Source organism: Idiomarina aquatica (genome assembly GCF_004362895.1).
Lineage (GTDB): Bacteria > Pseudomonadota > Gammaproteobacteria > Enterobacterales > Alteromonadaceae > Idiomarina.
This window is the reverse complement of the sequence record NZ_SNXI01000002.1, coordinates 45,419-68,391: the sequence shown is the minus strand read 5'-3', so window position 1 is coordinate 68,391 and position 22,973 is coordinate 45,419. Positions and strand designations below refer to the sequence as shown.

The window sequence follows — 22,973 nt, the reverse complement described above, 5'->3', positions numbered from 1 at the left end:
ACTCATGCCCCCCCTGCACTGCTGTGTTGTATGGTTATCGAACCCGCGACCTGGTTACCGCGGTTATTTAACGCACCTTGTTGTACCGATAACCCTGCCTGCTCGGCGGCACGCTGAAACTGCTCGAACTGCGCAAAGCTTTGCGCTAACGCCTGCAGCCGTAACTCGCCATCCTGATAGCGCATTAATTCGAGGCTCATGCCCTGCTGACCGGCAAACGCCGGCTGCAGACTATCCAGTAATGCTAACGCCGACTGCTGTTCAGCTCCGTCAGCGCCCAGCGCGCGCAGCTCTTGTTGTAGTTGTGCGCGCAAATTAACAATGCGGGTTTTATTCGGGAAGGCCTCTAAAAAGAGTTGCTCGGCCTGGGTTTGCAGTTGTTCGGCCTGACCGGATAACTGATAGGCCCGCACCAAATTGCCGCCAACAGCTAATACAAAGGCAACCGAGGCCGCCACGGCCAGTGGCTTCCAGTGCAGCTGATGTTGAGTTTTTCGTTTAACAGCAAATTCACCTCGGCGCAGCTCCAGTGATTGCTGGCCTTGTGCCAGCGCACTAATAGGCACCTCGATATCCGCGGCCTGCAAAGGCGCCGGCGGTTGCGGCCAGTTAACATCCCCAAAATGCGTAATGGCGGTCAGCTCCGGGGCATCGCCCAGTAGCTGCGCCACCACCATCGGTAACACGTCATCAACCTGTGTTTGCTCCAGCGTAAAGCCCTGCCATGGCCCCGTGCGCACAACCAGAGCATCTGCAATCGACAGCGCACTCCAGTGATTCTCGCTGTAAGGCAGTAACAACGGTTCGGGCAACCAGTGGTCGGCTTCGATTCCGGCTTCCTGACACCAGGCTGACCAGCTTCGCATACGCTCGCGTGCAACCACCGCAACCGGTATCACGGCAGTCGATTTACTGACATTTGCCGGCCAGCTAAAGTGCAAATCATCAATATCTGTCGCCAGCTCTTCCTCTAATGCATAGGGAATAACCCGCTCCAGATGGCGTCGACTGCCAGCGGGAAGCTCCAGCTGCTTTAGCAAAACATCCTGCCCTGGTAACACTAACGTTGTTTCGCAACGGCGGGCTTGTTGTTGTAACTGGTTCAGTTCGTCGGGATGATTTAATTCACCACTGGCGATAACCTCGTGCTGACTGGCGTTCCAGATAAACCAGACAACCTTACCCTGAGCACTATTCTGAGCACTAGCCTTAGTACTATCCTGACCAGCATGCTCGGCAGCGGCGTCACTGGCCGGTAATCTGATATACAGCCGTTCCTGCATTGCTATTCTCCCATCGCCCGATAAATCACGTTTGCCCGTTCCGGGGTTACGTTAATTACCGAGCGCGCTCGTGTCTCGACCTCGCCCCATTGAATAAAGGCAAGTAATTGAAAATATTCACTACTAACAACCAGCTCATCCAGCGAGTTGCCTTCTTGATCTTTAATACCCGCCAGCGGCCCTTCGTTCAGTGCCTGCTCGCGATCATCATAACCATCCTGTGGTCGCCCCGCTAACACCTGCTGCGCGGTACTGACATCAATCGCACCGTTACTAAGAGCAACCAACAACGCGGCATGCTCCGGGTCAATGGTATTGATATTGAGCTTAAGCTCGTTGTTACCGGGTATAACGCATACCTGCGGTTTAATTTGCGCAATAATCGCCGCGCTGTAGCCTCGCACCTGGCGTAATTCGCTGATATCCAGCATCGCACTGTTAGCGGCCTGGTAGGGATGCGACAACGATTCGTAATCCGGGTCTTCTGCGCCGTTTTCGCTTAACCGGGTATCTTCGTCAAGCCAGTCAATTAAAGCATCAGTTAACTGCTGTGCCTGGTAACTATCCAGCTCATTAGCCATTAACAGCTGCCGGAATTGTTGCCGGCGACGCTCACCCTGAAGCTCTTGTTCGCCACCAGGCACCAAACTATTAAGGTTAAAGCAGCTGCGCAAATCCCGCACCCGTGCAGCAATTTGTCCGCCGGCCACGGGAAACGGCCCCTGTCGGGTTGCCCAATTCTGTTCAGCATGCACGATGCCGTCACTTTGTTCCAGCTCCAGTTGCAATACTTCTGCCAGCACCGCCTCGGCACTTAACCACATCCAGTAGCTTTGTTCCGCTTGATATAAATTTGCACTGCGGCTGACCTGGCGCTGCAAACTGCTGCCGAGGTTAACCGCGATAACGGACACTATCGCAATAACCAACATGACCGTTATAAGAGCGGCGCCGCGATTAGTCCTCATTCTGGTTGGCATTCTCGCCACCCTCTCTGTCGTTGCTACTTACAGCAGACGGCGTACCGGTTAAGAACTGCCGTCTAATCTCGCCATAGGCTTTGCTAACCACGGTTATTTCGATGGCCAGCGGCATATCTCCCTCGGTATCCCAGCTGCCCTGCCAGCCACTATTAATACCCTGATTTTGCAGGCTGTCGCCGGCGGATTGCTGAGCGCGAAAAAAACGCACATTAAATTCTTCTACACCGGTCATTAGCGGCTGCGCTGCCGGTTCGTCTGAGCGGTCATTGACATAGGCATAACTAATACGCTCCAGCACGCCTTCACGTACACGGTAAATTACCGGCTGTAATTCAGCTCTGGGCAGCAATAAACCCGGGTTGTCGTAACCACTTTTGACCAGCGCCAGCAAGCCACTATCCGACTCGGCCAGACGCTCGTCACTGGAGACATAACGGCGCACCACGTCAGTGCCGTTGGGGCGGGTCGGTTTGCCAACTGCCTGGCGCAAGTCCTGTTCAATCATCAACCAGCTAAACTGCATCGACTGCAGCTGTTCGCGCGCATCCTCTGACTGCGTTTTAGTCTTGCTCATCTGGTCCAGCACGGTAAAACTGACAATGCCGATTAACGCGAAGATCGCCATAGTGACCAGCACTTCTACCAGGGTAAAGCCGCGGGCGTCTCTACTGCCTGCCATCACAAACTTACCCCATTATTATCTCTGCCCGCCGCGCCGCTATCTGGTCGCCGCACGTAGCGCGTTAATGCGATAATCTCTCCGTCCTGGTTGGGTTTGCTGACTGACACTGTAACCGCCACTACATCGGGCGTTACCGTTCCTACCACTTGTTGTTGCCACTGCCAATCCTGCTCAGCCATTTGCATTCGGCCACTGGCGTTATCTTCGATAGGCCATTGCGATGCCAGGGTTAGTTCGACCAGGCGATTGGAAGCGACATATTGAGCAAAGGTCTTTTGTTGTATCTGACTAATACTGGTTAGGTGACTGCTGGCTGCATTGACCGCCGCTAATGCCGCGGTGCCAAAAATCGCCATGGCAACCATCACTTCGATTAGGGTAAAACCACGCGCAGAGCCCTTAATAACGTTCATAAGGCTGCTCCTGCACCAGTATCTGCCAGGCGTTTTGGGCAATTAACCAGCGCTGCTGTTGGCGTGCCAGGTTACGGTTATCGAGTGCCAGACTAAAACCGGTCATTTCGCCGCTGGGCAAAATTAAAATCTGCGGTTGTGGTGGTTGCTCTTGCTCTTCTTCTGCAGCAGCCTCCTGGTCCTCATCAGGCTGAAATAACAATTGCCGGGCAGATTCGTCCTGTGCCATTAAATTACCTTCTGTCAGCTCCAGTTCCCAGCGCAGCGTGTCGCTCCAGCGAACTTCTTTTAGCCCCCTGGCATCGAGCGTCTGCCATTGGCCATCGTACCAGCGTAAAAATCGATAACCTTGGTTGTCTACATGCAAACCCAACGGCTGTTGCCTGACCATGGCATGCTCACGGGCATATTGCAGTTGTTCCTTTAAGGTAATAGCGAGATCCTGAGGCGAGCGCTCAGAGGGCGAAGAAGATGGCAACGTTAGCGCAACCGCACCTGCGATCATGCCGATAATCGCCATCACCAACAGCACTTCTACTAACGTAAAGCCGCGGCTCCTGCGGGCGATGCTGCCCCTTATCACGACGTTAGTACTGAGCTTCTTGTTCGGCACCAATCATCCAGCTACCAAAATCGTCATCAGTACCTGGTTGACCGTCCGGTCCGGCCGAAAAGATATCAACATCGTCATATTCGCCCGGATTAAGCAATAGATAGTCGTTACCGTACGGGTCTTGCGGCAATCGTTTGATGTAACCGCCGTTACGGTAATTACGTGGTTGTGGGTCGCTATTCGGACGATTAACCAGGGCTTGCAGGCCCTGCTCGGTGGTTGGGAACATACCGTTATCCAGATGATATTGTGCCAATGCGTTTTCCAACGCTACAATATCAGCAGTGACTTTTTGTTGGTTTGCCTGTTCCTGCGAGCCCAACACGTTAGGCAGGATCATAGTGGCTAAAATACCGATAATGGCAATAACTACCATTACTTCGACCAATGAAAAACCACGCTGGGCTTTTGCTTTATACATCATAGTTACAGTCCTACACTCTGGTTTAATTGCAATATTGGCTGAATAATTGCCAGTACAATAAAGAATACAATGCCGGCCATGGTGACAATCAATACCGGCTCAAACACTTTTAAGCTCACCTGCACCAGTGATTCAAATTCGCGGTCCTGGTTGTCAGCCGTGCGCCGCAGCATTTGCTCGAGTTCACCGGATTTTTCGCCGGCAGCAATCATATGCAACATCATCGGCGGAAATAGTTTGGTTTCCTGTAGTGCGGCACGCAATGACGAGCCTTCACGTACCCGCGTCGCTGCCTCGTCAATGGCGTCACGAATAGCCAGGTTACCGATCACCGTTGAGGTGATGCGCAAGCCGTCGAGTAATGGCACTGCGGACGAGGTAAGAATACTTAACGTACGTGCAAAGCGGGCGGTGCTGACGCCACGAATAACCTTACCGATCATCGGTAGTTTTAACAGCTGGCGATGATAACGTCGCTTGTTGTTGTCATTTCGCAGCCATTGCTTAAACGCCACCACAGCGCCAATAACTAAGACCAGTAACCACAGTCCCCAGTTCTGCAAAAACTCAGAAATTGTGATCATAAATAGCGTCGTGCCGGGCAGGGTCTGACCCATGTCGGCAAAGTTTTCGACAATCTGCGGTACAATCGACACCAGCAAAAACACCACGATACCGATAGCCACCAGGGTTAACATCAGCGGGTAAATCAGCGCCTGTGTCAGCTGACTCTTCATGTGCTGACGTTGCTCGGTGTAATCAGCCAGCTCGTTAAGTACCTGGTCGAGATGACCGGACTTTTCACCGGCTGCCACCATCGCGGTATACAACGAATCGAATACGCCGGGAAAGTCGGCCATGGCCTCAGCCAGCGAATAGCCCTCGACCACTTTGCTGCGCACCGACATCAGCAATTTTTTCAGGCGTGGCTTTTCGGTTTGGTCAGCGACCGCCAGCAGGCACTGCTCAATCGGCAACGCTGAGCTGACCAGGGTTGATAATTGGCGGGTGATTAACGCCAGATCCTGCGCTTTGACGCGCTTAACCGGGCGCCAGCGTGATACCTGCTGACCGGCTTTTTGTTCATTATCGGCCGCCGGCTCTACCTCAACCGGCATCAGACCCATTTCACGCAGCTGCTGGCGTACCTGGCGCATGGTGTCAGCTTCGAGTACCCCGCGCTTTTTACGGCCGTTGGCGTCCAGTGCCTGATATGAAAATGCTGCCACGCTAGCTTACTCCTCGCGCGTTACGCGCAGCACTTCTTCTAACGTGGTCTGGCCTTCCAGCACCTTATCAATGCCGTCGCGACGAATCCCCGGCGTTGATTGACGCACGTACTTTTCAATCGCCTGCTCGCCGTGACCGTTGTGAATCAATTCACGAATGTGGTCATCAATAACGATTAATTCATGAATGCCGGTACGACCGCGATAGCCTGTCTGGTTACAGTGTTCACAGCCCTGCGCTCGATAAATAGTGACCTCTTCAGCGGTTCTGTTCTCTGCCGCTAACATTCTGAATTCCTCGGCATCGGGCTTATGCGGCTGCTTGCATTGTGAGCACAGTGTGCGCACCAATCGCTGCGATAACACCCCCAGTAAACTCGACGATAATAAAAACGGCTCGACACCCATGTCCTCTAACCGCGTTATCGCGCCCGCGGCGGTATTGGTGTGCAGAGTCGACATCACTAAGTGCCCGGTCAACGACGCCTGCACGGCAATTTGTGCAGTTTCGACGTCACGGATCTCACCGACCATGACCACGTCCGGGTCCTGCCGCAAAATCGCCCGCAAGCCGCGCGCAAAGGTCATATCGACTTTCGGGTTGACCTGCGTTTGGCCAATGCCTTCAATGGCATATTCAATCGGATCTTCGACCGTCAGAATGTTGCGATCTTTAGAGTTAATCTCGGTAATGCCGGCATACAGCGTGGTGGACTTACCGGAACCGGTCGGCCCGGTCACCAGAATAATGCCATGCGGTTTATGAATCAGCTCAGCAAAAATTTGCCGATTTTTATCGGTCATGCCGAGCTGCTTTAAGTTTAGCCGGGCATTGTTTTTATCCAGTAATCGCAATACCACGCGCTCGCCGTGGTTAGACGGCATAGTCGATACCCGCACATCCACTGCCCGTCCGGCAATCAGCAGCGAAATTCGGCCATCCTGCGGCACTCGTTTTTCGGCGATATCCAACTGCGCCATAACTTTTATGCGCGAAATCAGTAACGACGACAGTTTACGGTTGGGCTTAAGCACCTCGCGCAACACGCCGTCAATGCGAAAACGAATGGTCAGCTGCTTTTCGAAGGTTTCGATATGAATATCTGAAGCGCCTTCTTTGATCGCCTCGCTAAGCATAGCGTTAATCAATTTGATAATGGGCGCGTCGTCTTCGCTTTCCAGCAGATCTTCGGTTTGCGGCAGCTCATCGGCCAACGAAAATAAATCCGACTCGTTGCCAATGTCTTCCATGAGCTGTTTGGCTTCGGATGAATCACGCTGATAGGCTTTGGTTAGCAATGTCTCGAAGTCTGACGCCGGGTGTTCTTTAACGCTAAACGATTGTTGCAGCGCGCGCCTGACTTCCAAAAGTGCCTGTGCCGAAATCCCGGCGCGGCAATGTACGGTCGGATGTTCACCCTGCTCGACCACCACGCCAAACCGTTTAGCAAAGCTAAATGGCAGACGCTTAGTGGCAATAGCACTGGCATCAGTCATTGTTGTTACCCTTCGCTTCCTGCGATTTTTTGTCCATGTAGTCATCAAAACTTGGCGGTAAGGTCAACTCACCATCCCACTCCGGCATCACCGGGGTGTCTTTAGTCGGCATTAAGTCCACACCCTCGGCACGACGTTTTAACTGCTCGGCACGCATGAAGTTATATTTTTCGCGGCTAATTTCCGCCAGCTTACTGCCATCACGCACAATGGTAGGCCGTATAAATACCATCAGATTGCGCTTTTGCGTCGACGTCGAGGTTGAACTGAATAGTTTTCCAAGGAACGGGATATCGCCCAGCAGAGGAATTTTAGACACCGACTCCTGTACGTCTTCGTCGATAAGACCGCCCAGTACGATAGTTTCGCCGTCGTTCGCCATCACCGTGGTTTTTAGTTCGCGCTTGTTGACGATAACGTCCACTGAGGTTGCGCCACTTAAACTCGATACTTCCTGCTCGATAAGCATTTGTACCGCGTCACCTTCGTTAATTTGCGGGGTAACTTTTAACTTGATACCGACTTCTTTGCGATCGACTGTCTGGAATGGGTTTTCGTTGTCGCCACCCAGCGTTGAACCGGTAATGGTCGGCACTTCCTGACCCACCAGGAAGCTGGCTTCTTCGTTATCCACCGTCACAATACTGGGCGTTGCCAGGATATTTGAATTGGTGTCCTGCGACACCGCCTGCACAACGGCCGCCCAGTCATTTTTAACCGTGCCGATCATCATGCCATTAACGCTGCCAAGCAGCTCGGCTAACAAACTAATATCGCCCCGTTGGTCCGGGTTTTGGGTTACCGCGCCACCTTCAGAAATGACCGTGGTACCTTCCTGCCCCTGCGCCTGATAGGCACCGGCTGCGATGGCGCCAATAGGCACCTGGTTACCGGTATTATATTGCACCAGTCCACCGTCTTCGCTGATCCACTGAATACCGAAGTCAACATTATCGCCTTCCAGAATCTCGACGATAATCGCTTCCACCTGCACCTGCGCGCGGCGAATGTCCAAATCCCGGATCACGTTTTCCAGTGACGCCAGCATATCCGGCTCCGCGGTAATAACGACCGCGTTGGTGGGCGCATGTGGGCTAATACTGACGGTATTGTTGTCACTGCGCATACGGCGCACGCCGCTGTTGGTGCCGCCGCCCTGCTGCTGTTCCACCTCTGCCTGAATGGAACGGCTGACATTATCCAGCACTTCGACCATTTCTTCGGCGCGGGCATACTTGAGGTAATAAACCCGGGTGTTACCCTCGGTTTTTAAATCTTGATCAAGCTGGCGAATCAATTTGACCACGCGTGAACGCGCTCGCGGCTCACCGCTAACAATCACGCTATTACTGCGCTCGTCCGCGACGATCTTGGGGATAAGTAATGAAGGCGTTCCATCCTGCGCCGTTTTCTCAAACAAATTTTGCGCAATACGAACTAATTCGTTGGCCGAAGCATACTCCAGGTCGATAATATCAACATCCTGGTCACCGGCCTGGTCAACGCGTTCGATAATATCAACTAAACGACCAATGGTTTCTGCGCGGCCGGTCATCATGATCACATTCGACGGGTCATAACTGACCACCATACCGCCACCGGTCTGGTCGTTTAATTGACGCAGAAGAGGCGCCAACTCGCGAACCGACACATTTTCTACCGCCACCACGCGGGTAATCATCATATCGCCTTGCTGGCTCTGCTCGCCGGAAACGACCGGCAGCGGCGCGTGCTGGGCATCTTTATCACGAATAACTTTAAGTACGCCGGAGTCCATTTCCACTACGGCGAAGCCATACACCTCGAGCACGTTGAGGAAAAACTGGTAATACTGCTTTTCGTTCATGACATCGTAACTGCGCACGTCAATTTTTCCGCGCACGTTAGGGTCAATAATGATGGTCTTGCCCAGGTTACGACCCACTACTTGTATAAATTCGTTGATATCGGTGTTTTTAAAGCTGGCCGCGTACTCATCGGCCTTAACCGTGGTAGCCGGGATCACCAGTGCCGATGCAATGCCCAACGCCAGTGCGCTTAACCAAACTTTGGGGCCGTGGGTATGAACTGCCATATTCGTGTCCTATTCGTTCGTCAGCTCGATGCTTAGCTGCATCGGTTGACCATCGCGCAAAATTGAAATATCCGCGCGGGTCAGCGTGGTTAACTCGTTGCTCAATTCCATTGCCTGCTGCATGTCGGTTAAATCATAACCGTTGATGGCAACGGCAAGATCGCCATTTTGAAAGCCGGTTTGGCGAAATAACTCGGGGTTCTGGCCTGCTTGTAAGCGGTAACCGATCAGCTCCCCGTTTTCCATAGCCGGACTGATACTGACAAAGTCAGTAATTGACAGAGGGTCAGCACTGACTTGCTCTAACGCGTCCCCCACTTGCCTCGCTTGTGACTCTGTCAATGCAAGGTCAGGCTCATCAACGATAAGCGATAAAGCCGGCCGATCCTCGCCAATATCTTCCAGCTGCAGGGTTTCTATACGGCCGTTGTTGTCTAACAGTACACGGTCCGCGTAAATTTCTTCGACCACAACACCACTACGGCCTAATTCATCGCCCACGATATAGGTTTGCTGCTGACCCGATTGCTCGATAATCGCCGCGGAACGTAGCGGATTAGAACTGGCGGACACACCGACCAGGCGAATATTAAGTGACGTTTTCGGCGCCTCACGGCGGTTGCTGCTAGAAGATTTCTCAGGTTCGCCAAATAGATTCAGCCGCTCTATTCCGTCCAAATCCAAAACTTTGCTTGTCGTGGTTGATACGGAGACATTATCAACTGAGGTAATCTTTTGGACTTCTCCTTGCGTTGGTTCAATTGACCACCAGGTTAGCCTCGCAACAATTACAGCAACTAAAGCCCATAATAGGTAAGTCGCCACTTTGACTACAAAGGAGCCATTCAATGATGTAATTAATTTCGAAAAATTTGAAGACAAGAGAGCGTCACTTCTATTTTTATTATTTGATAGACTACTATAACGAGCAATAGTTTAGCTTACTTACTTTTAACCAACAATCGATTAACACAGTTTATGGTAATTTGATTGCAATCTTATGACAACAGCAAACACCGTACGTTTAGATAAATGGCTATGGGCGGCACGCTTTTACAAAACCCGTGCTATTGCCCGGCAAATGATACAGTCGGGTAAAGTTCACTATAATGGCCAACGCACCAAACCCTCGAAGTTAGTCGAGCTGGGCGCCATGCTGAGACTGCGCCAGGGGTTTGACAGCAAAGAAGTCGAGGTGTTGCAGCTGAATGACCAGCGCCGCGGGGCGCCCGAAGCGCAGCTGATGTACCGCGAAACCGAGGCCAGTATTACTAAACGCGAGGAAAATGCGCAAGCGCGTAAGCTTAATGCCATGTATAATCCTCACCCGCAGGGTCGGCCGGATAAAAAACAGCGCCGACAACTGATCCAGATGAAAGACAGCCAACGAAAAGATGATGGTGCGCAATGACCGAACACGCGATTGATTACCCGACTGACCAACTGATTCGCTATACCTTTGCCGGACACGATGTGCGTGGCGAGCTGGTGCAACTGACCAGCAGTTATCAAAGCCTGATCCGCGGACACCAGTACCCACCTGCCGTGCAGCAAGCCTTGGGCGAAATGATGGCAGCGGTGTCGTTACTAACAGCCACGCTGAAATTTGAGGGACACATTGCGGTGCAGCTGCAGGGCAACGGTCCGCTTAACTTTATCGCGGTTAATGGTAATCATCATCAGCAATTGCGCGGTATCGCCCGTGTCCGGGGTGAGATCACGGCTACCGACATCCGCAGTATGATTGGTAAGGGTGAATTAGTGATAACCCTGGATCCGGAGCAGGGCGAGCGCTATCAGGGTGTGACCAGCGCCGATGCCGACTCCATTGCACAGATGCTGGAAAATTACTTTATGCAATCGGAGCAGTTGGCGACCAAACTGTGGCTACACGCTGATGGAGAGCACGCGGCAGGGATGTTTTTGCAACGTATGCCAGCCTCAGGTCAGGATATGACCGGATTTGACCACTTAACCACATTGACCGAGACCATCACCGAGCAAGAACTTTATACGCTGCCGGCAGAGCAGTTACTGCATCGGTTGTATCATGAGGAAACGGTGCATCTATATCCTCCGCAACCCGTCAGCTTCGTCTGCGGCTGTTCGCGCGAACGCACGTTGGAAGCCTTAGCCAGTGTGCCAGTGGAAGAGTTACGCGAGATTCTGCACGCCGACGGTGAAATCGTCATGACCTGCGACTACTGCCTGACCGAATACCGCTTCGCGGAAGAGGATTTTTCGTAGCTTGCGCCCTGGCGCAAGTTCGCGTCGCGTCAGGACGCGACCTACGCTAAACGGGTTCGTGTCGCGCCAAAGGCGCGACCTACTTTTTCTTGATGAACTTCATCAGGCGGCGGCGTTTACGCTGCTGCGACAGGGTCAGTTGGTTCTTTTTGCCTTCGTACGGGTTCAGCGGTTCGCGGAATTCCATTTTTATCGGTGTACCCATTACGCCCAGAGCCTTGCGGAAGTAGTTAGTAAGGTACCGCTGATATGAGCCCGGTAGTCTGGTCACCTGGTTACCGTGAATCACAATACGTGGCGGGTTATAACCGCCTGCATGCGCGTACTTGAGTTTGACCCGCCGACCGCTGACCAACGGAGGTTGATGTTCGTCCTGCGCCATCCCCATAATCTTGGTCAACTTAGACGTACTTACCCGACGTGTCGCACTCTTGTAAGCTTCTTCCACGCTTTCGAACAAATGCCCGACGCCGGTGCCATGCAGCGCAGAAATAAAGTGCAGGCGGGCAAAGTCGACAAAGCCTAAACGCCGGTCAAGCTCGCGCTTAATTTCTTCTTTGTGGTCGCTTTCCAGGCCATCCCACTTATTCACCGCAATAACAATAGAGCGACCGGCATTTAAGGCAAAGCCAATCAGGTTTAAGTCCTGATCAGAAATGGTTTCGCGCGCGTCGATAACCACCAACACCACGTTAGCCTCTTCAATGGCCTGCAGTGTTTTTACCACCGAAAACTTCTCGATAGCTTCGTCAATACGACCGCGGCGGCGAACCCCTGCGGTATCGATTAAAATATATTCGCGATCGTCGCGCTGCATTGGTATATAAACAGAATCGCGAGTGGTGCCCGGCATATCGTAAACCACCACGCGCTCTTCGCCGAGTATGCGGTTAGTCAGTGTTGACTTACCCACATTGGGTCGGCCAACAATAGCCAGTTTAAGTGGCAGCGCATCGTAGTCAATTTCGTCGTGGTCCAGATCTTCCGGCGCTTCCTGGTCGCGAATTAGCACGTCAGGGTAGTCATCGGCCAGCGGCCTGAAACAGCTATCCAACAGATTTTCTACGCCGCGTCCATGGGCCGCAGCGATACCATATAACTCACCCAATGCCAGCGAGTAAAAATCTGCCATCGCGGCCTGCGCGTCAATACCGTCGATCTTATTACAGACCATGTAGACTTTCTTTTGCTGCTGCTTTTTGCGCAAGTGCTCAGCAATCGCCTGATCACCGACGGTAACGCCGTCGCGCGCATCGACCAAAAATAAAACGACATCGGCTTCTTCAATAGCCTGCAGCGATTGCTTCGCCATGACTTCGTCAATGCCTTCTTCATCGCCATGGATACCACCGGTATCCACCACAATAAATTGATAACCGTCGTAATTGGCCTGGCCGTATTTACGGTCACGGGTCAGGCCCGGAAAGTCTGCTACCAGTGCATCCCGGCTGCGGGTTAATCGATTAAATAATGTGGATTTGCCCACATTCGGGCGCCCTACCAGGGCGACAACAGGTAACATGTAATATTAACTTCCTGAATTAATTTCAATCGCCACAAGCTCGCCATCGCGAGTTTGGGTGTATAAGGTGGTACCGTCAACGACAGGTTGTGCATAAATACCGTCACCACCCACTTCGTAACGGCCTTCGATTTGGCCATTAGTCGGGTTTAACCAGTGCAGGTAGCCTTCAAAATCGCCAACCACGATAAAGCCGTCATGCCATGCAGCACCGGTAAGTTTGCGGCCAAACATAGCGTTGTTGCTCCACAACTCGATGCCGCCGTCCTGGTTCAGGCCATAAACGTGGCTTTGATGATCGGTAAGGTAAATGCGCCCACCGCGCACTAACAGATTCTCGAACGCGCTGTAATCACGCTTCCAGCGAACTTCGCCACTACGCAATTCCAGTGCGACCAGCTCGCCATTGTATGCGATCATGTAAATCACACCACCAACAACAACGGGGTTGGCATCGATATCAGCCAGCGCTTCAAGCTCAGTCGCACCACTTGGCGTACCCACGTTTTGGGTCCAGGCCTGCTGGCCATTATTTGCGATTAAGATAGATGCTGTGCCGTTGCCGTCACCCAGTATTACACCACCACTCGCTATAGTCGGTGCTGACGAGCCTCGCAACGTTAATGTTGGTGTTTGGTACTCATACTGCCATTGCTGTTCGCCATTTTCGGCATCATAGCTAATCACCTGACCGCCGCCTGTGTGGACGACGACTCGTCCTTCACCTACGGCCGGATCGGCATTAACTTCATTACCCACTTCAACGTGCCAGACTAGCTCGCCGGTGTGGGCGTCAAGGGCAACTAAATCGCCGTTCTCAGTGCCCAAAAATATTTTGTCGTAGGCAGCTACCAAACCACCGGAAATACGAGCCGGAAACGGTGAAGAAAATATTCCGCTAAACCAGCCTTCGTCGTCCGCTTCGTTGATGTCGATAAGGTCGTGCAATTCTACCGACCAAACTTTCTCGCCCGATTCTTTGTTAAATGCCATAACGGCGCCCTGGCGATCGGCGGCATAAACATTGCCATAATCGACAACCGGATTAAGACGCGAGAAAAACTCATCAACGCCATCGCCAACGCTACGATCCCATTTTACCTTAGCGGTTAACGTGCTGTTGATCGGCTGTAACGGCGCAACTTTTATTTCTTCGTCATCATCACCAAATAACGAGCAACCACTAAGCAGCGTTGCAAAAGCGACAACACTGAGTAGTGTGCGTGATTTTTTAAACGTTTGTAACAATTGCATTATGAAGCAGCCAAACTGTTGAGTTTAAGTTCCAGCGCGGGAGTTAACGATTCACCCTCTGATGCCAGTGCGCGTTGATACGCTTCGCGCGCCTGCTCGTTTTGACCCTGGTCGGCATAAATATCACCTTCCAGTTCCGCCGCCGCGGCCTGATAAGCCGATGGCATTTGTGCCTGCACTGCGGCTAACGCAGCATCATATTGTTGTTGCGCCAGTAACACACGCGCCAGGCGAATATTCGCCAATGCCTGTAGATTGCTGTCGTCGGCGTCAGTTGCAACTGTCTGCAATGCAGTAACCGCAGTAGCTAAATCGCCATTTGTGGCAGCATGTTGGGCAAGCTGCAGCGACGCTAAATGGGCATATTGAGAACCGGCGTTGTCATTAATAAACTGCTGTGCATTAGCAACTGCATTGTCGGCGTCCTGTTGCAGTTGGTTAGCTACCTGCTGATAACCAGCGGACGCTGCGTTAGCCGCATCAATTTGTGCCTTGTCGTAATAGCGCCAGCCAAAAAACAGGCCAAAACCGATAACCGCACCGGCGATAATCCCTTTGCCGTGTTCAGCCCAAAATTCCTTAATTCGTTCAACTTGTTGTTCTTCGTTCTGATCCACAGGATCACCTCTTATGCTTGCGTCAATGGCCGCAGAAACTCCACCAGCTCTGCGTGACTTAAGGTCGTTTGTTCAGCATCGCTGCGCAGCGGTTTTACCGTTACTTGTTGCTCTGCCAGCTCGTTTTCACCAACAATCAGAGCCACTTCGGCGCCTGACTTATCGGCCTTTTTAATTTGTTTTTTCATTGCACCGCCACCGCAGTGAGTGACTAACCGCAATTCGGGTAGCGCATCTCTCAGCTGTTCGGCAATCGCCGGCGCTTTTAGTTCCGCTTGTTCGCCTAATGGCATCAGGTAGGCATCAACCGCGCGGCGCGGGTTTAATTTGTCCTGTTCTTGCAGCAATAGCACCAAACGTTCCATGCCCATGGCAAAGCCAACGGCCGGCGTTGCTTTACCGCCCAGTTGTTCAACTAAGCCATCGTAACGACCACCTGCACAGACCGTGCCCTGTGCACCCAGCGCGGTAGTTACCCACTCAAACACGGTGCGATTGTAATAATCTAAACCGCGTACCAGCCTTTCGTTCAACGTATAGTTGATACCTGCTTCGTCCAGCCGCGCGCGTAACTGTGCAAAATGCTCCCGCGATTCGTCGTCCCAATAATCCGATAGACGCGGTGCGTCTGCCAATAACGATTGAGTGGTTTCGTCTTTGCTGTCAAGGATCCGCAGCGGGTTTGAATCCAGCCGCCGTTTACTGTCCTCGTCGAGCTGCTCCTGATACTGCGCCAAATAGTCGCGCAACGCGTCGCGGTAGCGTGCTCTGGCTTCGTTAGAACCCAGTGAGTTTAATTGCAATTCGACCTGATCAGCTATCCCGAACGCTTTCCATAGCCGTGCTGACAACAGAATGACTTCGGCATCGGCATCGGCTCCCGATAAACCAAAGGTTTCGATACCAAATTGATGAAACTGACGGTAGCGTCCTTTTTGCGGGCGCTCGTAGCGGAACATCGGCCCAATGTACCATAGCCGCTGGATTTGGTTATACAGCAGGCCATGCTGGTTGCCGGCGCGTACGCAGCTTGCAGTACCTTCAGGGCGCAAGGTCAGACTTTCGCCATTGCGGTCATCAAAGGTATACATTTCTTTTTCGACGATATCCGTTACTTCGCCAATCGAACGCTTGAACAAGGCGGTGTTTTCTAACACCGGCATGCGGATTTCGCTATAGCCATAGCTGGCGGCGACTCGTCGAATCGTGGACTCAACTTGTTGCCAGGCCGGACTCTGGTCTGGCAGCAAGTCATTCATACCGCGGATTGCCTGAATGGATTTCGCCACAGGTAATGCTTCCCTTTAAATCAGTGGTTAAAACTCGATAGCCTAAAAATCAAGCGCGTATTATAAGGACTTTAATGCGGCGGGTAAAATAGCTTAGCCGATTTCTTTTACGTCAATTTTGTGCTTTTGCACGTAATCAACGCGGTCACGGATTTGACGCTCTAACTGGTCAATCAAATCGTTGTTATCTAAACGCAGTTTTTGACGCTCGCCGCCAATATACAAGCCGCTTTTGTTTTTAGCTCCTGCCAGCCCTACTTCAGCAACCAGTGCCTCGCCGGGACCGTTCACCACGCAGCCAATAACTGAAACGTCCATCGGCACCGTAATGTCTTCTAAGCGTTGTTCTAACTCATTAACAGTAGCAATGACATCAAATTCCTGGCGCGAACAGCTCGGACAAGCGATAAAGTTAATACCACGCGAGCGAATTCGCAGCGATTTTAAAATATCAAAACCGACTTTAATTTCTTCCACCGGGTCCGCGGCTAACGATACCCGTAGCGTATCACCGATGCCTTCAGCCAACAGCATGCCCAAACCAACGGAGGATTTTACTGCACCACTGCGCTTACCACCGGCTTCGGTAATCCCCAGGTGCAACGGCTGGTCAATCTGTTTAGCTAGTAACCGGTACGAATCTACCGCAAGGAATACGTCTGATGCTTTTACACTGACTTTAAAGTCTTGAAAATCTAACCGATCAAGGATATCGACGTGACGCATGGCGGACTCCACCAACGCCTCCGGCGTTGGTTCGCCGTATTTTTCCTGCAGGTCTTTTTCCAGCGAGCCACCATTAACACCGATGCGGATCGGGATATTTTTATCTCGCGCTGCATCTACAACTGCACGAATACGATCTTCACGGCCGATATTACCTGGGTTGATACGCAAGCAGTCGGCACCGTATTCAGCCACTTTTAACGCGATACGGTAGTCAAAGTGAATGTCGGTTACCAGTGGTACCGGACTCTGTGCTTTAATCGCTTTAAAGGATTCGGCGGCATCCATAGTCGGCACCGAAACCCGCACAATATCAGCACCGGCAGCTGCCAACGCATTAATCTGTGCAACGGTCGCTGCCACATCGGTTGTCTCGGTGTTGGTCATTGATTGCACTGCAATCGGCGCACCATCGCCAATAGGCACATCGCCAACATAGATGCGACGTGATGGCCTGCGCTTAATGGGACTTTCATGCATCATAATGAGACTTCCTACTACCTATTAACGCAATCAATAAACTGAAGATTAATTATCTGACGGAGCTTAGTTATCTAAAGGAACGTCGAAACGAGCCACCCGCGCTTGACGGAAGTTACTCAGATCCAGCGTTTGCCCCTGATAGCTAATGGTAACCGCTTCGGGTTTGCAAATGGTAACAGAAAACGGCGCTTCACCCGGAACCGGCATGGTGTAACCGGCCGCTTTTATACCGACGGCCTGCGTTTCACCCGTTGCATCATCGACTTTGACCCAACACTCTTCGCTAAACTCAAACACTAAACTGGCCTGCAGCTGCTCGGTTTGCTCTGACTGTGCAGTTGTTTCAGTATCACCAGTAGCCGCTTGCGTATCGTTATCAGCGACCGGTTCTGTGGCTGATTCCGCACTGGTGTCGTTATTAGCGTCAGAATTTACGTCGCTTAACTCACTATCATTGTCAGCGTCATTAGTGACTGTTTGCGGCTGCTCCGCCGCATCGGCTGTGCTCTCGGGCTCTGCTTCTGATTGGTCTGGCGACGAGCTATTAACCTCCGCCAAAACAGTATCAGCAGATTCAGTATCGGTCACCGTCTGTGGTGGTTCTTGTTCGTCAACAGGTGCACTCGGGTCACTCGCCGTTAATGAGGTACTGGTATCCTCGGCACTCACCTCAGACTCCAATACCTGGTCTGGCTCATTTTGTTCTGGCGAAGCTGTCGGTTGCATAGACTCTTCTTGCACCGCCTGCTGCACGTCACTGCTAATATCGTTAAAGCTAATGTCGCTATCCTGCCACCACCAAATAACCAGACCAATCACCACAATAATGACCGCGTAGGTGATGAGCATTAGTCGGTTATCGTTTTCCTGGTGTTTTACCCGACGAGAAAAGCTTTGCATGGCCGTCGTGTCCGGCTCTTTAATACCGAGTTTTTTGTAGGCCGCGAAAACTTCATCTTCGTTCGCATCTAATAATTTAGCGTACGAACGCAGATAGCCTTTGATAAAGGTCGGGGTAGAAAACGACTCGTAGTCGTCAGCCTCGAGCAGCTCGATAATTTGTAAACGCAACCGTAACCGATCGGCAACGTCGCGCGGCGTCAAGTTTTTAGCTTCTCTGGCCTCTTTAAGTAACTGCCCGGGCCCTTTTACAGGTTCCTTCTGCTGCTCAGCGGTATGTTCTACGTCGTTGTTATTTACCGCGTTTTTCTCAGTATCATTCGATTGATTATCAGCAGTCATGGTGTTCTGGATGATCCCTATTAGTACGCTATTGGCTCGCCTCGGCATAGCGATGCCTTGTCTTAAGCAAGGAACACTGTTTGCGGTTTGCTGCCACCTGTTGCTGCAGGCTCTCTGCCTGATCAAACATCAACATGGCTTGCTGCCGGTAGCCAGCGACACACAGTGCAATAGCGTAGTTGTTATACATTGCGCCGCTCTTAGGTTGCCATGATAACGCTTGCTGGTAAAGTAGCAACGCTGAATTGACCTTTTCTTTGCGCAAATACCACTGTCCCAGCGCAATGATCACCGCTTCTGAGCGTGGCGCATCGTTATAGGCTTTGTCCAGATGCGGCCGCGCGCGCTCTAATTGATCGCGCTGCATGTATTCCAGCCCCAGTTGTAAGCGGGTCTTGCCGGCGTCGCTAAGCTCTGCGTTTGGGGTTAGGCTGCAGCCTGCGATAAAAGCCAGGCTCAGCGTTATAGCTAATTTCATAGATGCATTCCTTTGCACTAAACAGCCTTCGGCTGTGCACGGCGCAGCCGAAGGCTGCTTGCTTGGCGACGCAGACTTCGCTGCGTCTTGCTTGGCGTTCGCTCCGCGAACTTGCCTGGCGCCCCTTGCGGGGCTTGCAGTAAAAACTTTACTGCGTGTATTGCTGATTAGGCGGTTTTTACGCCGATTTCGTCGCCGCGGGCGGCTTGTTGTCTTTTTAAGATGCGTTTGGTGCGGTCGATTACGTCACCGACTAGCTGACCGCAGGCTGCATCAATATCATCGCCGCGGGTCTTCCTGACCATAACGACGAAGCCATATTCCATTAACACTTTTGCAAAGCGGTCGATGCGCGAGTTACTGGAGCGCCCGTAATCGGAACCCGGAAATGGGTTAAACGGAATTAAGTTAATTTTACTTGGCGTGTCTTTTAGCGTTTTTGCCAAAGCGTGTGCTTGATCCGTAGAATCATTAACATGATCCAGCATCACGTACTCAACGGTCACTTTGTGTTGAGCTTTTGACTGCTCGACATAGCGGCGACTTGAGGCCAGGAACTGCTCGATATTGTACTTTTTATTAATGGGTACAATTTCGTTGCGCAATTCATCGTCTGGCGCATGCAGTGAAATCGCCAGCATTACGTCGATTTGTTCAGCGAGCTTGTCTAATGCCGGGACAACGCCTGAGGTACTGAGAGTAACCCGACGCTTCGACAGGCCGAAGCCATAGTCATCCAGCATTAATTCCATGGCCGGTACTACGTTATTCATGTTAAGCAGGGGTTCACCCATGCCCATCATGACCACGTTAGTGACCGGTTTAATACCGGTTTTACCGTAGGCGCCGAGTAATTGGTTAACCCGCCAAACCTGACCGATTATTTCAGCAACGTTCAGATTGCGGTTAAAGCCCTGCGCTCCGGTTGAACAGAAGGTACATTCTAACGCGCAGCCAACCTGCGAAGACACGCATAAAGTGGCTCGGTCGCGCTCCGGGATCCACACCGTTTCTACGTCCTGACCATCGAATAAGGTCATCGCGAATTTGATGGTGCCATCCGAAGATTGTTGCTGGGTACGCACTTCCGGCGCGCGGATTTCAGCTACCTGCTTGAGTTTTTCGCGCAACTTTTTGTTGAGATTGGTCATCTCATCAAAGTCATCAACACAAAAATGATAAAGCCACTTCATCACCTGGTCGGCACGAAATGGTTTTTCCCCCAGCTCGCTGAAGAACTCTCGAAGGCCTTCGCGATTGAGGTTAAGCAAGTTCACTTTTTTGTCGATGGCGTTGGTCATAAAACTCCTGTTTTGGCTCGCTACGCTCGCGTTTTTGGCGCTGCGCGCGGTTTAGGGCTTCGCCTGTTTAGGCTCGCTGCGCTCGCGGGGTGGTATTGCGCCCGAAGGGCCTAAACCGCGAGTGCGAAGCACGAGCCTACACCGCGCGCAGCGCCTATCCCGCGAAGCCTAAATTAGCGTGTACGTGGGCAGATTTCTTCATCGCTGAAGAAGTATGCGATTTCGCGCGCTGCAGATTCTACTGCATCTGAACCGTGTACCGCATTTTCGTCGATAGTTTCAGCATAGTCGGCACGCAGAGTTCCCGCCAGTGCTTCAGCTGGGTTAGTTGCACCCATGATTTCGCGGTTCTTCAATACTGCGTTTTCGCCTTCCAGAACTTGTACAACGATTGGACCAGAAGTCATGAATTCAACCAATGCACCAAAGAAAGGACGTTCTTTGTGCTCAGCGTAAAAGCCTTCTGCCTGTTCTTTGCTCAAGTGCATCATTTTTGCTGCAACAATGCGCAGACCTGAGGTTTCGAAACGATTGTAAATAGCACCAACTAAGTTTTTAGCAACTGCGTCGGGCTTGATGATTGATAAAGTGCGCTCTAAAGCCATCTATTTTACTCCAAAAAGGGTATTAACTAAGTGATTAAAATTTCCGCGCGAATTATACGGGAGATTCGCTAAAAAATCGAATAACCTTTAATTGTTTTTGTAGAAATTCTACGTTAGGATGCAAAAACATATAGCCATTTAGACGTCTAAAAGACGAAAGGAGTATCTTTAATGTCAAACAATCTGGCACAGGCAACTATAGGTGGTGGCTGTTTTTGGTGCGTGGAGTCGGCTTTTTTACAAGTCAAAGGCGTTGAAAAAGTTCAGTCCGGCTATACCGGCGGACACACCGAAAATCCGACTTACGAACAGGTTTGCCGTGGCGATACCGGACATGCAGAAGTGGCACAGTTGACGTACAACCCTGAGATAATTTCTTACCGTCAAATTTTAGAAATCTTCTTTACCCTGCATGACCCAACCCAGGTCAATCGTCAGGGCAACGATGTCGGTACACAATATCGTACCTCGATTTTCTATCATAGTGACGAACAAAAGCAGCAGGCGGAGCAAATCATCGCTGAGCTGGAAGCGGAAGATGCGTTTGCGGCGCCTATTGTGACGGAAGTATCGCCACTGGGTAAATTTTATCGGGCTGAGGATTACCACGAGAATTACTTCGCCCGCAACCCGGAGAATCCGTATTGCCAGGCGGTGATTTCGCCGAAACTGGCTAAGTTCCGCAAGACGTTTTCGGGACTGCTTAAATAGGCTCGCGCTGCGCGCTCGCGGTATAGAGCTGCGCTGATTTGGCCTCGCTACGCTCGCGGTTTAACGGGCAAAGCACCTACCCCGCGAGCGCAGCGAGCCTAAACCGCGCGAAGCGCCCAAGCCGTGAAATAAGTGCGCCTAGCGTTATGTCCGCAGAGCGCTGTAAACATCCAGAATATGCTGCGCCGCGTGCTCGACTTCTGCTTCCGTCGTCTCGCGGCCGAAGCTGAAGCGCAGAGATGCGTGGGCTAGCTCATCCGGTAAACCCAGTGCGCGCAGTACATAGGATGGTTCGACACTTGCTGAGGTACAGGCAGAACCTGAAGAAATCGCCAAATCTTTCAGCGACATCAGTAAGATTTCACCTTCGACACCAGCAAAACTCAGATTGATAATATGCGGTACGCGGAATTGGTCGCTACCGTTTAGCGCAATGCCATCTTGCGCTAACAGCGGTTGCAGGAACTTTGTGCGTAGGTTTTCAAAGCGCTCGGCATCTGCTTGCAAACGGCCTGCTGCAACCTCTGCTGCTTCACCCAAGCCAACAATTTGATGGGTTGCCAGCGTACCAGAACGCATACCTCGTTCATGCCCACCGCCATGCATTTGTGCCAGTAAGCGTACCCGCGGTTGGCGCCGCACATAGAGTGCGCCAATGCCTTTGGGGCCATACATTTTGTGAGCAGAAATTGATAATAGGTCTACCGGTAGTACTGCCATATCCAGCGGCAGTTTGCCGGTGCTCTGGGCGGCGTCGACATGCAACAAGGTGCCATTATCACGACAAAGTTCGCCAATGGCGTTGATATCCTGAATCACGCCAATTTCGTTGTTTACATGCATCACACTGACCAGCACCGTATCTTCACGCAACGCCGAGCGTAGCTCGTCAAGATCAACGCGGCCATCCGCCTGCACATCCAGATAGGTCACTTCGAAACCGTCTTTTTGTAACTGCTCTGCCGGATCAAGCACCGCTTTGTGCTCGGTTCGCACGGTAATCAGGTGTTTACCCTTGTCCTGTAAAAAATGTGCGACGCCTTTCAGGGCGAGGTTATCGGATTCGGTAGCTCCGGAAGTAAACACGATTTCGCGGGCGTCGGCATTGATTAGGTCAGCAACCTGGTGGCGCGCAATATCTACAGCCTCTTCTGCCTGCCAGCCATACCGATGCGAACGCGACGCCGGGTTTGCGTATATGCCGTCGACGGTCAGAAATTGCATCATTTTTTCAGCGACCTGCTTATCCACAGGCGTGGTGGCCGCATAATCCATATAGATGGGCAACTTCACTAGCTCA

General features: G+C 51.8%; 23 protein-coding genes. 3 read left to right on the top strand and 20 right to left on the bottom strand.

Annotated elements, in window-relative coordinates; genetic code table 11:
* Positions 1-2 precede the first annotated feature (2 nt).
* Genes gspL through gspC form a run of 10 tightly spaced genes read right to left on the bottom strand, consistent with a single transcriptional unit; the run spans position 3 to position 10,023 of the window.
* Complete coding sequence (gene gspL / locus DEU29_RS02370) at positions 3-1,283, bottom strand: type II secretion system protein GspL (protein WP_133538642.1); 1,281 nt, start codon at positions 1,281-1,283, stop codon at positions 3-5.
* 2 nt (positions 1,284-1,285) lie between these two features.
* The gene (gene gspK, locus DEU29_RS02365) at positions 1,286-2,263 is read right to left on the bottom strand and encodes a type II secretion system minor pseudopilin GspK (protein ID WP_243734441.1); all 978 of its coding nucleotides are present in this window, start codon (positions 2,261-2,263) and stop codon (positions 1,286-1,288) included.
* Positions 2,241-2,945: a type II secretion system minor pseudopilin GspJ gene (gene gspJ / locus DEU29_RS02360; protein ID WP_133538641.1), complete on the bottom strand. Its 705-nt coding sequence runs from the start codon at positions 2,943-2,945 to the stop codon at positions 2,241-2,243. The genes gspK and gspJ overlap by 23 nt, the downstream gene beginning before the upstream one ends.
* Entirely contained in the window at positions 2,945-3,361 is a 417-nt protein-coding gene (gene gspI, locus DEU29_RS02355; protein WP_133538640.1) for a type II secretion system minor pseudopilin GspI, read from the bottom strand. The genes gspJ and gspI overlap by 1 nt, the downstream gene beginning before the upstream one ends.
* Positions 3,348-3,974: a type II secretion system minor pseudopilin GspH gene (gene gspH / locus DEU29_RS02350; RefSeq protein WP_243734439.1), complete on the bottom strand. Its 627-nt coding sequence runs from the start codon at positions 3,972-3,974 to the stop codon at positions 3,348-3,350. The genes gspI and gspH overlap by 14 nt, the downstream gene beginning before the upstream one ends.
* The gene (gene gspG, locus DEU29_RS02345; protein WP_133538816.1) at positions 3,949-4,395 is read right to left on the bottom strand and encodes a type II secretion system major pseudopilin GspG; all 447 of its coding nucleotides are present in this window, start codon (positions 4,393-4,395) and stop codon (positions 3,949-3,951) included. The genes gspH and gspG overlap by 26 nt, the downstream gene beginning before the upstream one ends.
* Before the next feature lie 5 nt (positions 4,396-4,400).
* A complete protein-coding gene (gene gspF, locus DEU29_RS02340) occupies positions 4,401-5,627 on the bottom strand; it encodes a type II secretion system inner membrane protein GspF (protein ID WP_133538639.1) in 1,227 nt (408 codons plus the stop codon).
* 6 nt (positions 5,628-5,633) lie between these two features.
* Positions 5,634-7,124 (bottom strand): type II secretion system ATPase GspE, encoded by a 1,491-nt coding sequence (gene gspE / locus DEU29_RS02335; protein ID WP_133538638.1) that lies wholly within the window; start codon positions 7,122-7,124, stop codon positions 5,634-5,636.
* Positions 7,117-9,198 carry a type II secretion system secretin GspD gene (gspD, locus tag DEU29_RS02330; RefSeq protein WP_133538637.1) on the bottom strand — a complete coding sequence of 694 codons (2,082 nt, stop codon included), beginning with the start codon at positions 9,196-9,198 and terminating at the stop codon, positions 7,117-7,119. The genes gspE and gspD overlap by 8 nt, the downstream gene beginning before the upstream one ends.
* 9 nt (positions 9,199-9,207) lie before the next feature.
* Positions 9,208-10,023 (bottom strand): type II secretion system protein GspC, encoded by an 816-nt coding sequence (gene gspC / locus DEU29_RS02325; protein WP_133538636.1) that lies wholly within the window; start codon positions 10,021-10,023, stop codon positions 9,208-9,210.
* Between the two features lie 175 nt (positions 10,024-10,198).
* Here gspC and hslR point away from each other — a divergent pair, with 175 nt between their 5' ends.
* Positions 10,199-10,609, top strand: a complete 411-nt coding sequence (hslR, locus tag DEU29_RS02320; RefSeq protein WP_133538635.1) for a ribosome-associated heat shock protein Hsp15 — start codon at positions 10,199-10,201, stop codon at positions 10,607-10,609.
* Positions 10,606-11,445, top strand: coding sequence for an Hsp33 family molecular chaperone HslO (gene hslO, locus DEU29_RS02315; RefSeq protein WP_243734436.1), 840 nt, complete (start codon positions 10,606-10,608; stop codon positions 11,443-11,445). Before hslR ends, hslO begins: the two co-directional genes overlap by 4 nt.
* A 79-nt stretch (positions 11,446-11,524) precedes the next feature.
* On the opposite strand, the gene der is transcribed toward hslO, so the two are convergent.
* The 9 genes from der to ndk form a co-directional block, all read right to left on the bottom strand.
* A complete protein-coding gene (gene der / locus DEU29_RS02310; protein ID WP_133538634.1) occupies positions 11,525-12,967 on the bottom strand; it encodes a ribosome biogenesis GTPase Der in 1,443 nt (480 codons plus the stop codon).
* Positions 12,968-12,973: 6 nt separating this feature from the next.
* Positions 12,974-14,221, bottom strand: coding sequence for an outer membrane protein assembly factor BamB (bamB, locus tag DEU29_RS02305; protein ID WP_133538633.1), 1,248 nt, complete (start codon positions 14,219-14,221; stop codon positions 12,974-12,976).
* Positions 14,221-14,838 carry a YfgM family protein gene (locus tag DEU29_RS02300; RefSeq protein WP_133538632.1) on the bottom strand — a complete coding sequence of 206 codons (618 nt, stop codon included), beginning with the start codon at positions 14,836-14,838 and terminating at the stop codon, positions 14,221-14,223. The genes bamB and DEU29_RS02300 overlap by 1 nt, the downstream gene beginning before the upstream one ends.
* A gap of 11 nt (positions 14,839-14,849) precedes the next feature.
* The gene (gene hisS, locus DEU29_RS02295) at positions 14,850-16,127 is read right to left on the bottom strand and encodes a histidine--tRNA ligase (RefSeq protein ID WP_133538631.1); all 1,278 of its coding nucleotides are present in this window, start codon (positions 16,125-16,127) and stop codon (positions 14,850-14,852) included.
* Positions 16,128-16,220: 93 nt separating this feature from the next.
* Positions 16,221-17,336 carry a flavodoxin-dependent (E)-4-hydroxy-3-methylbut-2-enyl-diphosphate synthase gene (gene ispG / locus DEU29_RS02290; RefSeq protein WP_133538630.1) on the bottom strand — a complete coding sequence of 372 codons (1,116 nt, stop codon included), beginning with the start codon at positions 17,334-17,336 and terminating at the stop codon, positions 16,221-16,223.
* Positions 17,337-17,399: 63 nt separating this feature from the next.
* Complete coding sequence (locus DEU29_RS02285; protein WP_133538629.1) at positions 17,400-18,578, bottom strand: RodZ domain-containing protein; 1,179 nt, start codon at positions 18,576-18,578, stop codon at positions 17,400-17,402.
* A 28-nt stretch (positions 18,579-18,606) separates the two neighbouring features.
* Positions 18,607-19,056 carry a pilus assembly protein PilF gene (locus DEU29_RS02280; protein ID WP_133538628.1) on the bottom strand — a complete coding sequence of 150 codons (450 nt, stop codon included), beginning with the start codon at positions 19,054-19,056 and terminating at the stop codon, positions 18,607-18,609.
* 167 nt (positions 19,057-19,223) lie between these two features.
* Positions 19,224-20,357 (bottom strand): bifunctional tRNA (adenosine(37)-C2)-methyltransferase TrmG/ribosomal RNA large subunit methyltransferase RlmN, encoded by a 1,134-nt coding sequence (locus tag DEU29_RS02275; protein ID WP_133538627.1) that lies wholly within the window; start codon positions 20,355-20,357, stop codon positions 19,224-19,226.
* 173 nt (positions 20,358-20,530) lie between these two features.
* Positions 20,531-20,962 (bottom strand): nucleoside-diphosphate kinase, encoded by a 432-nt coding sequence (ndk, locus tag DEU29_RS02270; RefSeq protein ID WP_133538626.1) that lies wholly within the window; start codon positions 20,960-20,962, stop codon positions 20,531-20,533.
* A gap of 171 nt (positions 20,963-21,133) precedes the next feature.
* Here ndk and msrA point away from each other — a divergent pair, with 171 nt between their 5' ends.
* Positions 21,134-21,673: a peptide-methionine (S)-S-oxide reductase MsrA gene (msrA, locus tag DEU29_RS02265; protein WP_133538625.1), complete on the top strand. Its 540-nt coding sequence runs from the start codon at positions 21,134-21,136 to the stop codon at positions 21,671-21,673.
* A 144-nt stretch (positions 21,674-21,817) separates the two neighbouring features.
* Here the strand turns inward: msrA and DEU29_RS02260 are convergent, their stop codons facing one another.
* The gene (locus DEU29_RS02260) at positions 21,818-22,966 is read right to left on the bottom strand and encodes an IscS subfamily cysteine desulfurase (protein WP_133538624.1); all 1,149 of its coding nucleotides are present in this window, start codon (positions 22,964-22,966) and stop codon (positions 21,818-21,820) included.
* Positions 22,967-22,973: the final 7 nt, after the last annotated feature.

What these genes read in the sequence shown, in the direction of transcription:
- gspL (WP_133538642.1), bottom strand. Translation starts at nt 1,283, where the DNA reads ATGCAGGAACGGCTGTATATCAGATTACCGGCCAGTGACGCCGCTGCC.
- gspK (WP_243734441.1), bottom strand. Translation starts at nt 2,263, where the DNA reads ATGCCAACCAGAATGAGGACTAATCGCGGCGCCGCTCTTATAACGGTC.
- gspJ (WP_133538641.1), bottom strand. Translation starts at nt 2,945, where the DNA reads ATGGCAGGCAGTAGAGACGCCCGCGGCTTTACCCTGGTAGAAGTGCTG.
- gspI (WP_133538640.1), bottom strand. Translation starts at nt 3,361, where the DNA reads ATGAACGTTATTAAGGGCTCTGCGCGTGGTTTTACCCTAATCGAAGTG.
- gspG (WP_133538816.1), bottom strand. Translation starts at nt 4,395, where the DNA reads ATGTATAAAGCAAAAGCCCAGCGTGGTTTTTCATTGGTCGAAGTAATG.
- gspE (WP_133538638.1), bottom strand. Translation starts at nt 7,124, where the DNA reads ATGACTGATGCCAGTGCTATTGCCACTAAGCGTCTGCCATTTAGCTTT.
- gspD (WP_133538637.1), bottom strand. Translation starts at nt 9,198, where the DNA reads ATGGCAGTTCATACCCACGGCCCCAAAGTTTGGTTAAGCGCACTGGCG.
- hslR (WP_133538635.1), top strand. Translation starts at nt 10,199, where the DNA reads ATGACAACAGCAAACACCGTACGTTTAGATAAATGGCTATGGGCGGCA.
- hslO (WP_243734436.1), top strand. Translation starts at nt 10,606, where the DNA reads ATGACCGAACACGCGATTGATTACCCGACTGACCAACTGATTCGCTAT.
- der (WP_133538634.1), bottom strand. Translation starts at nt 12,967, where the DNA reads ATGTTACCTGTTGTCGCCCTGGTAGGGCGCCCGAATGTGGGCAAATCC.
- bamB (WP_133538633.1), bottom strand. Translation starts at nt 14,221, where the DNA reads ATGCAATTGTTACAAACGTTTAAAAAATCACGCACACTACTCAGTGTT.
- ispG (WP_133538630.1), bottom strand. Translation starts at nt 17,336, where the DNA reads ATGATGCATGAAAGTCCCATTAAGCGCAGGCCATCACGTCGCATCTAT.
- DEU29_RS02285 (WP_133538629.1), bottom strand. Translation starts at nt 18,578, where the DNA reads ATGACTGCTGATAATCAATCGAATGATACTGAGAAAAACGCGGTAAAT.
- DEU29_RS02280 (WP_133538628.1), bottom strand. Translation starts at nt 19,056, where the DNA reads ATGAAATTAGCTATAACGCTGAGCCTGGCTTTTATCGCAGGCTGCAGC.
- DEU29_RS02275 (WP_133538627.1), bottom strand. Translation starts at nt 20,357, where the DNA reads ATGACCAACGCCATCGACAAAAAAGTGAACTTGCTTAACCTCAATCGC.
- ndk (WP_133538626.1), bottom strand. Translation starts at nt 20,962, where the DNA reads ATGGCTTTAGAGCGCACTTTATCAATCATCAAGCCCGACGCAGTTGCT.
- msrA (WP_133538625.1), top strand. Translation starts at nt 21,134, where the DNA reads ATGTCAAACAATCTGGCACAGGCAACTATAGGTGGTGGCTGTTTTTGG.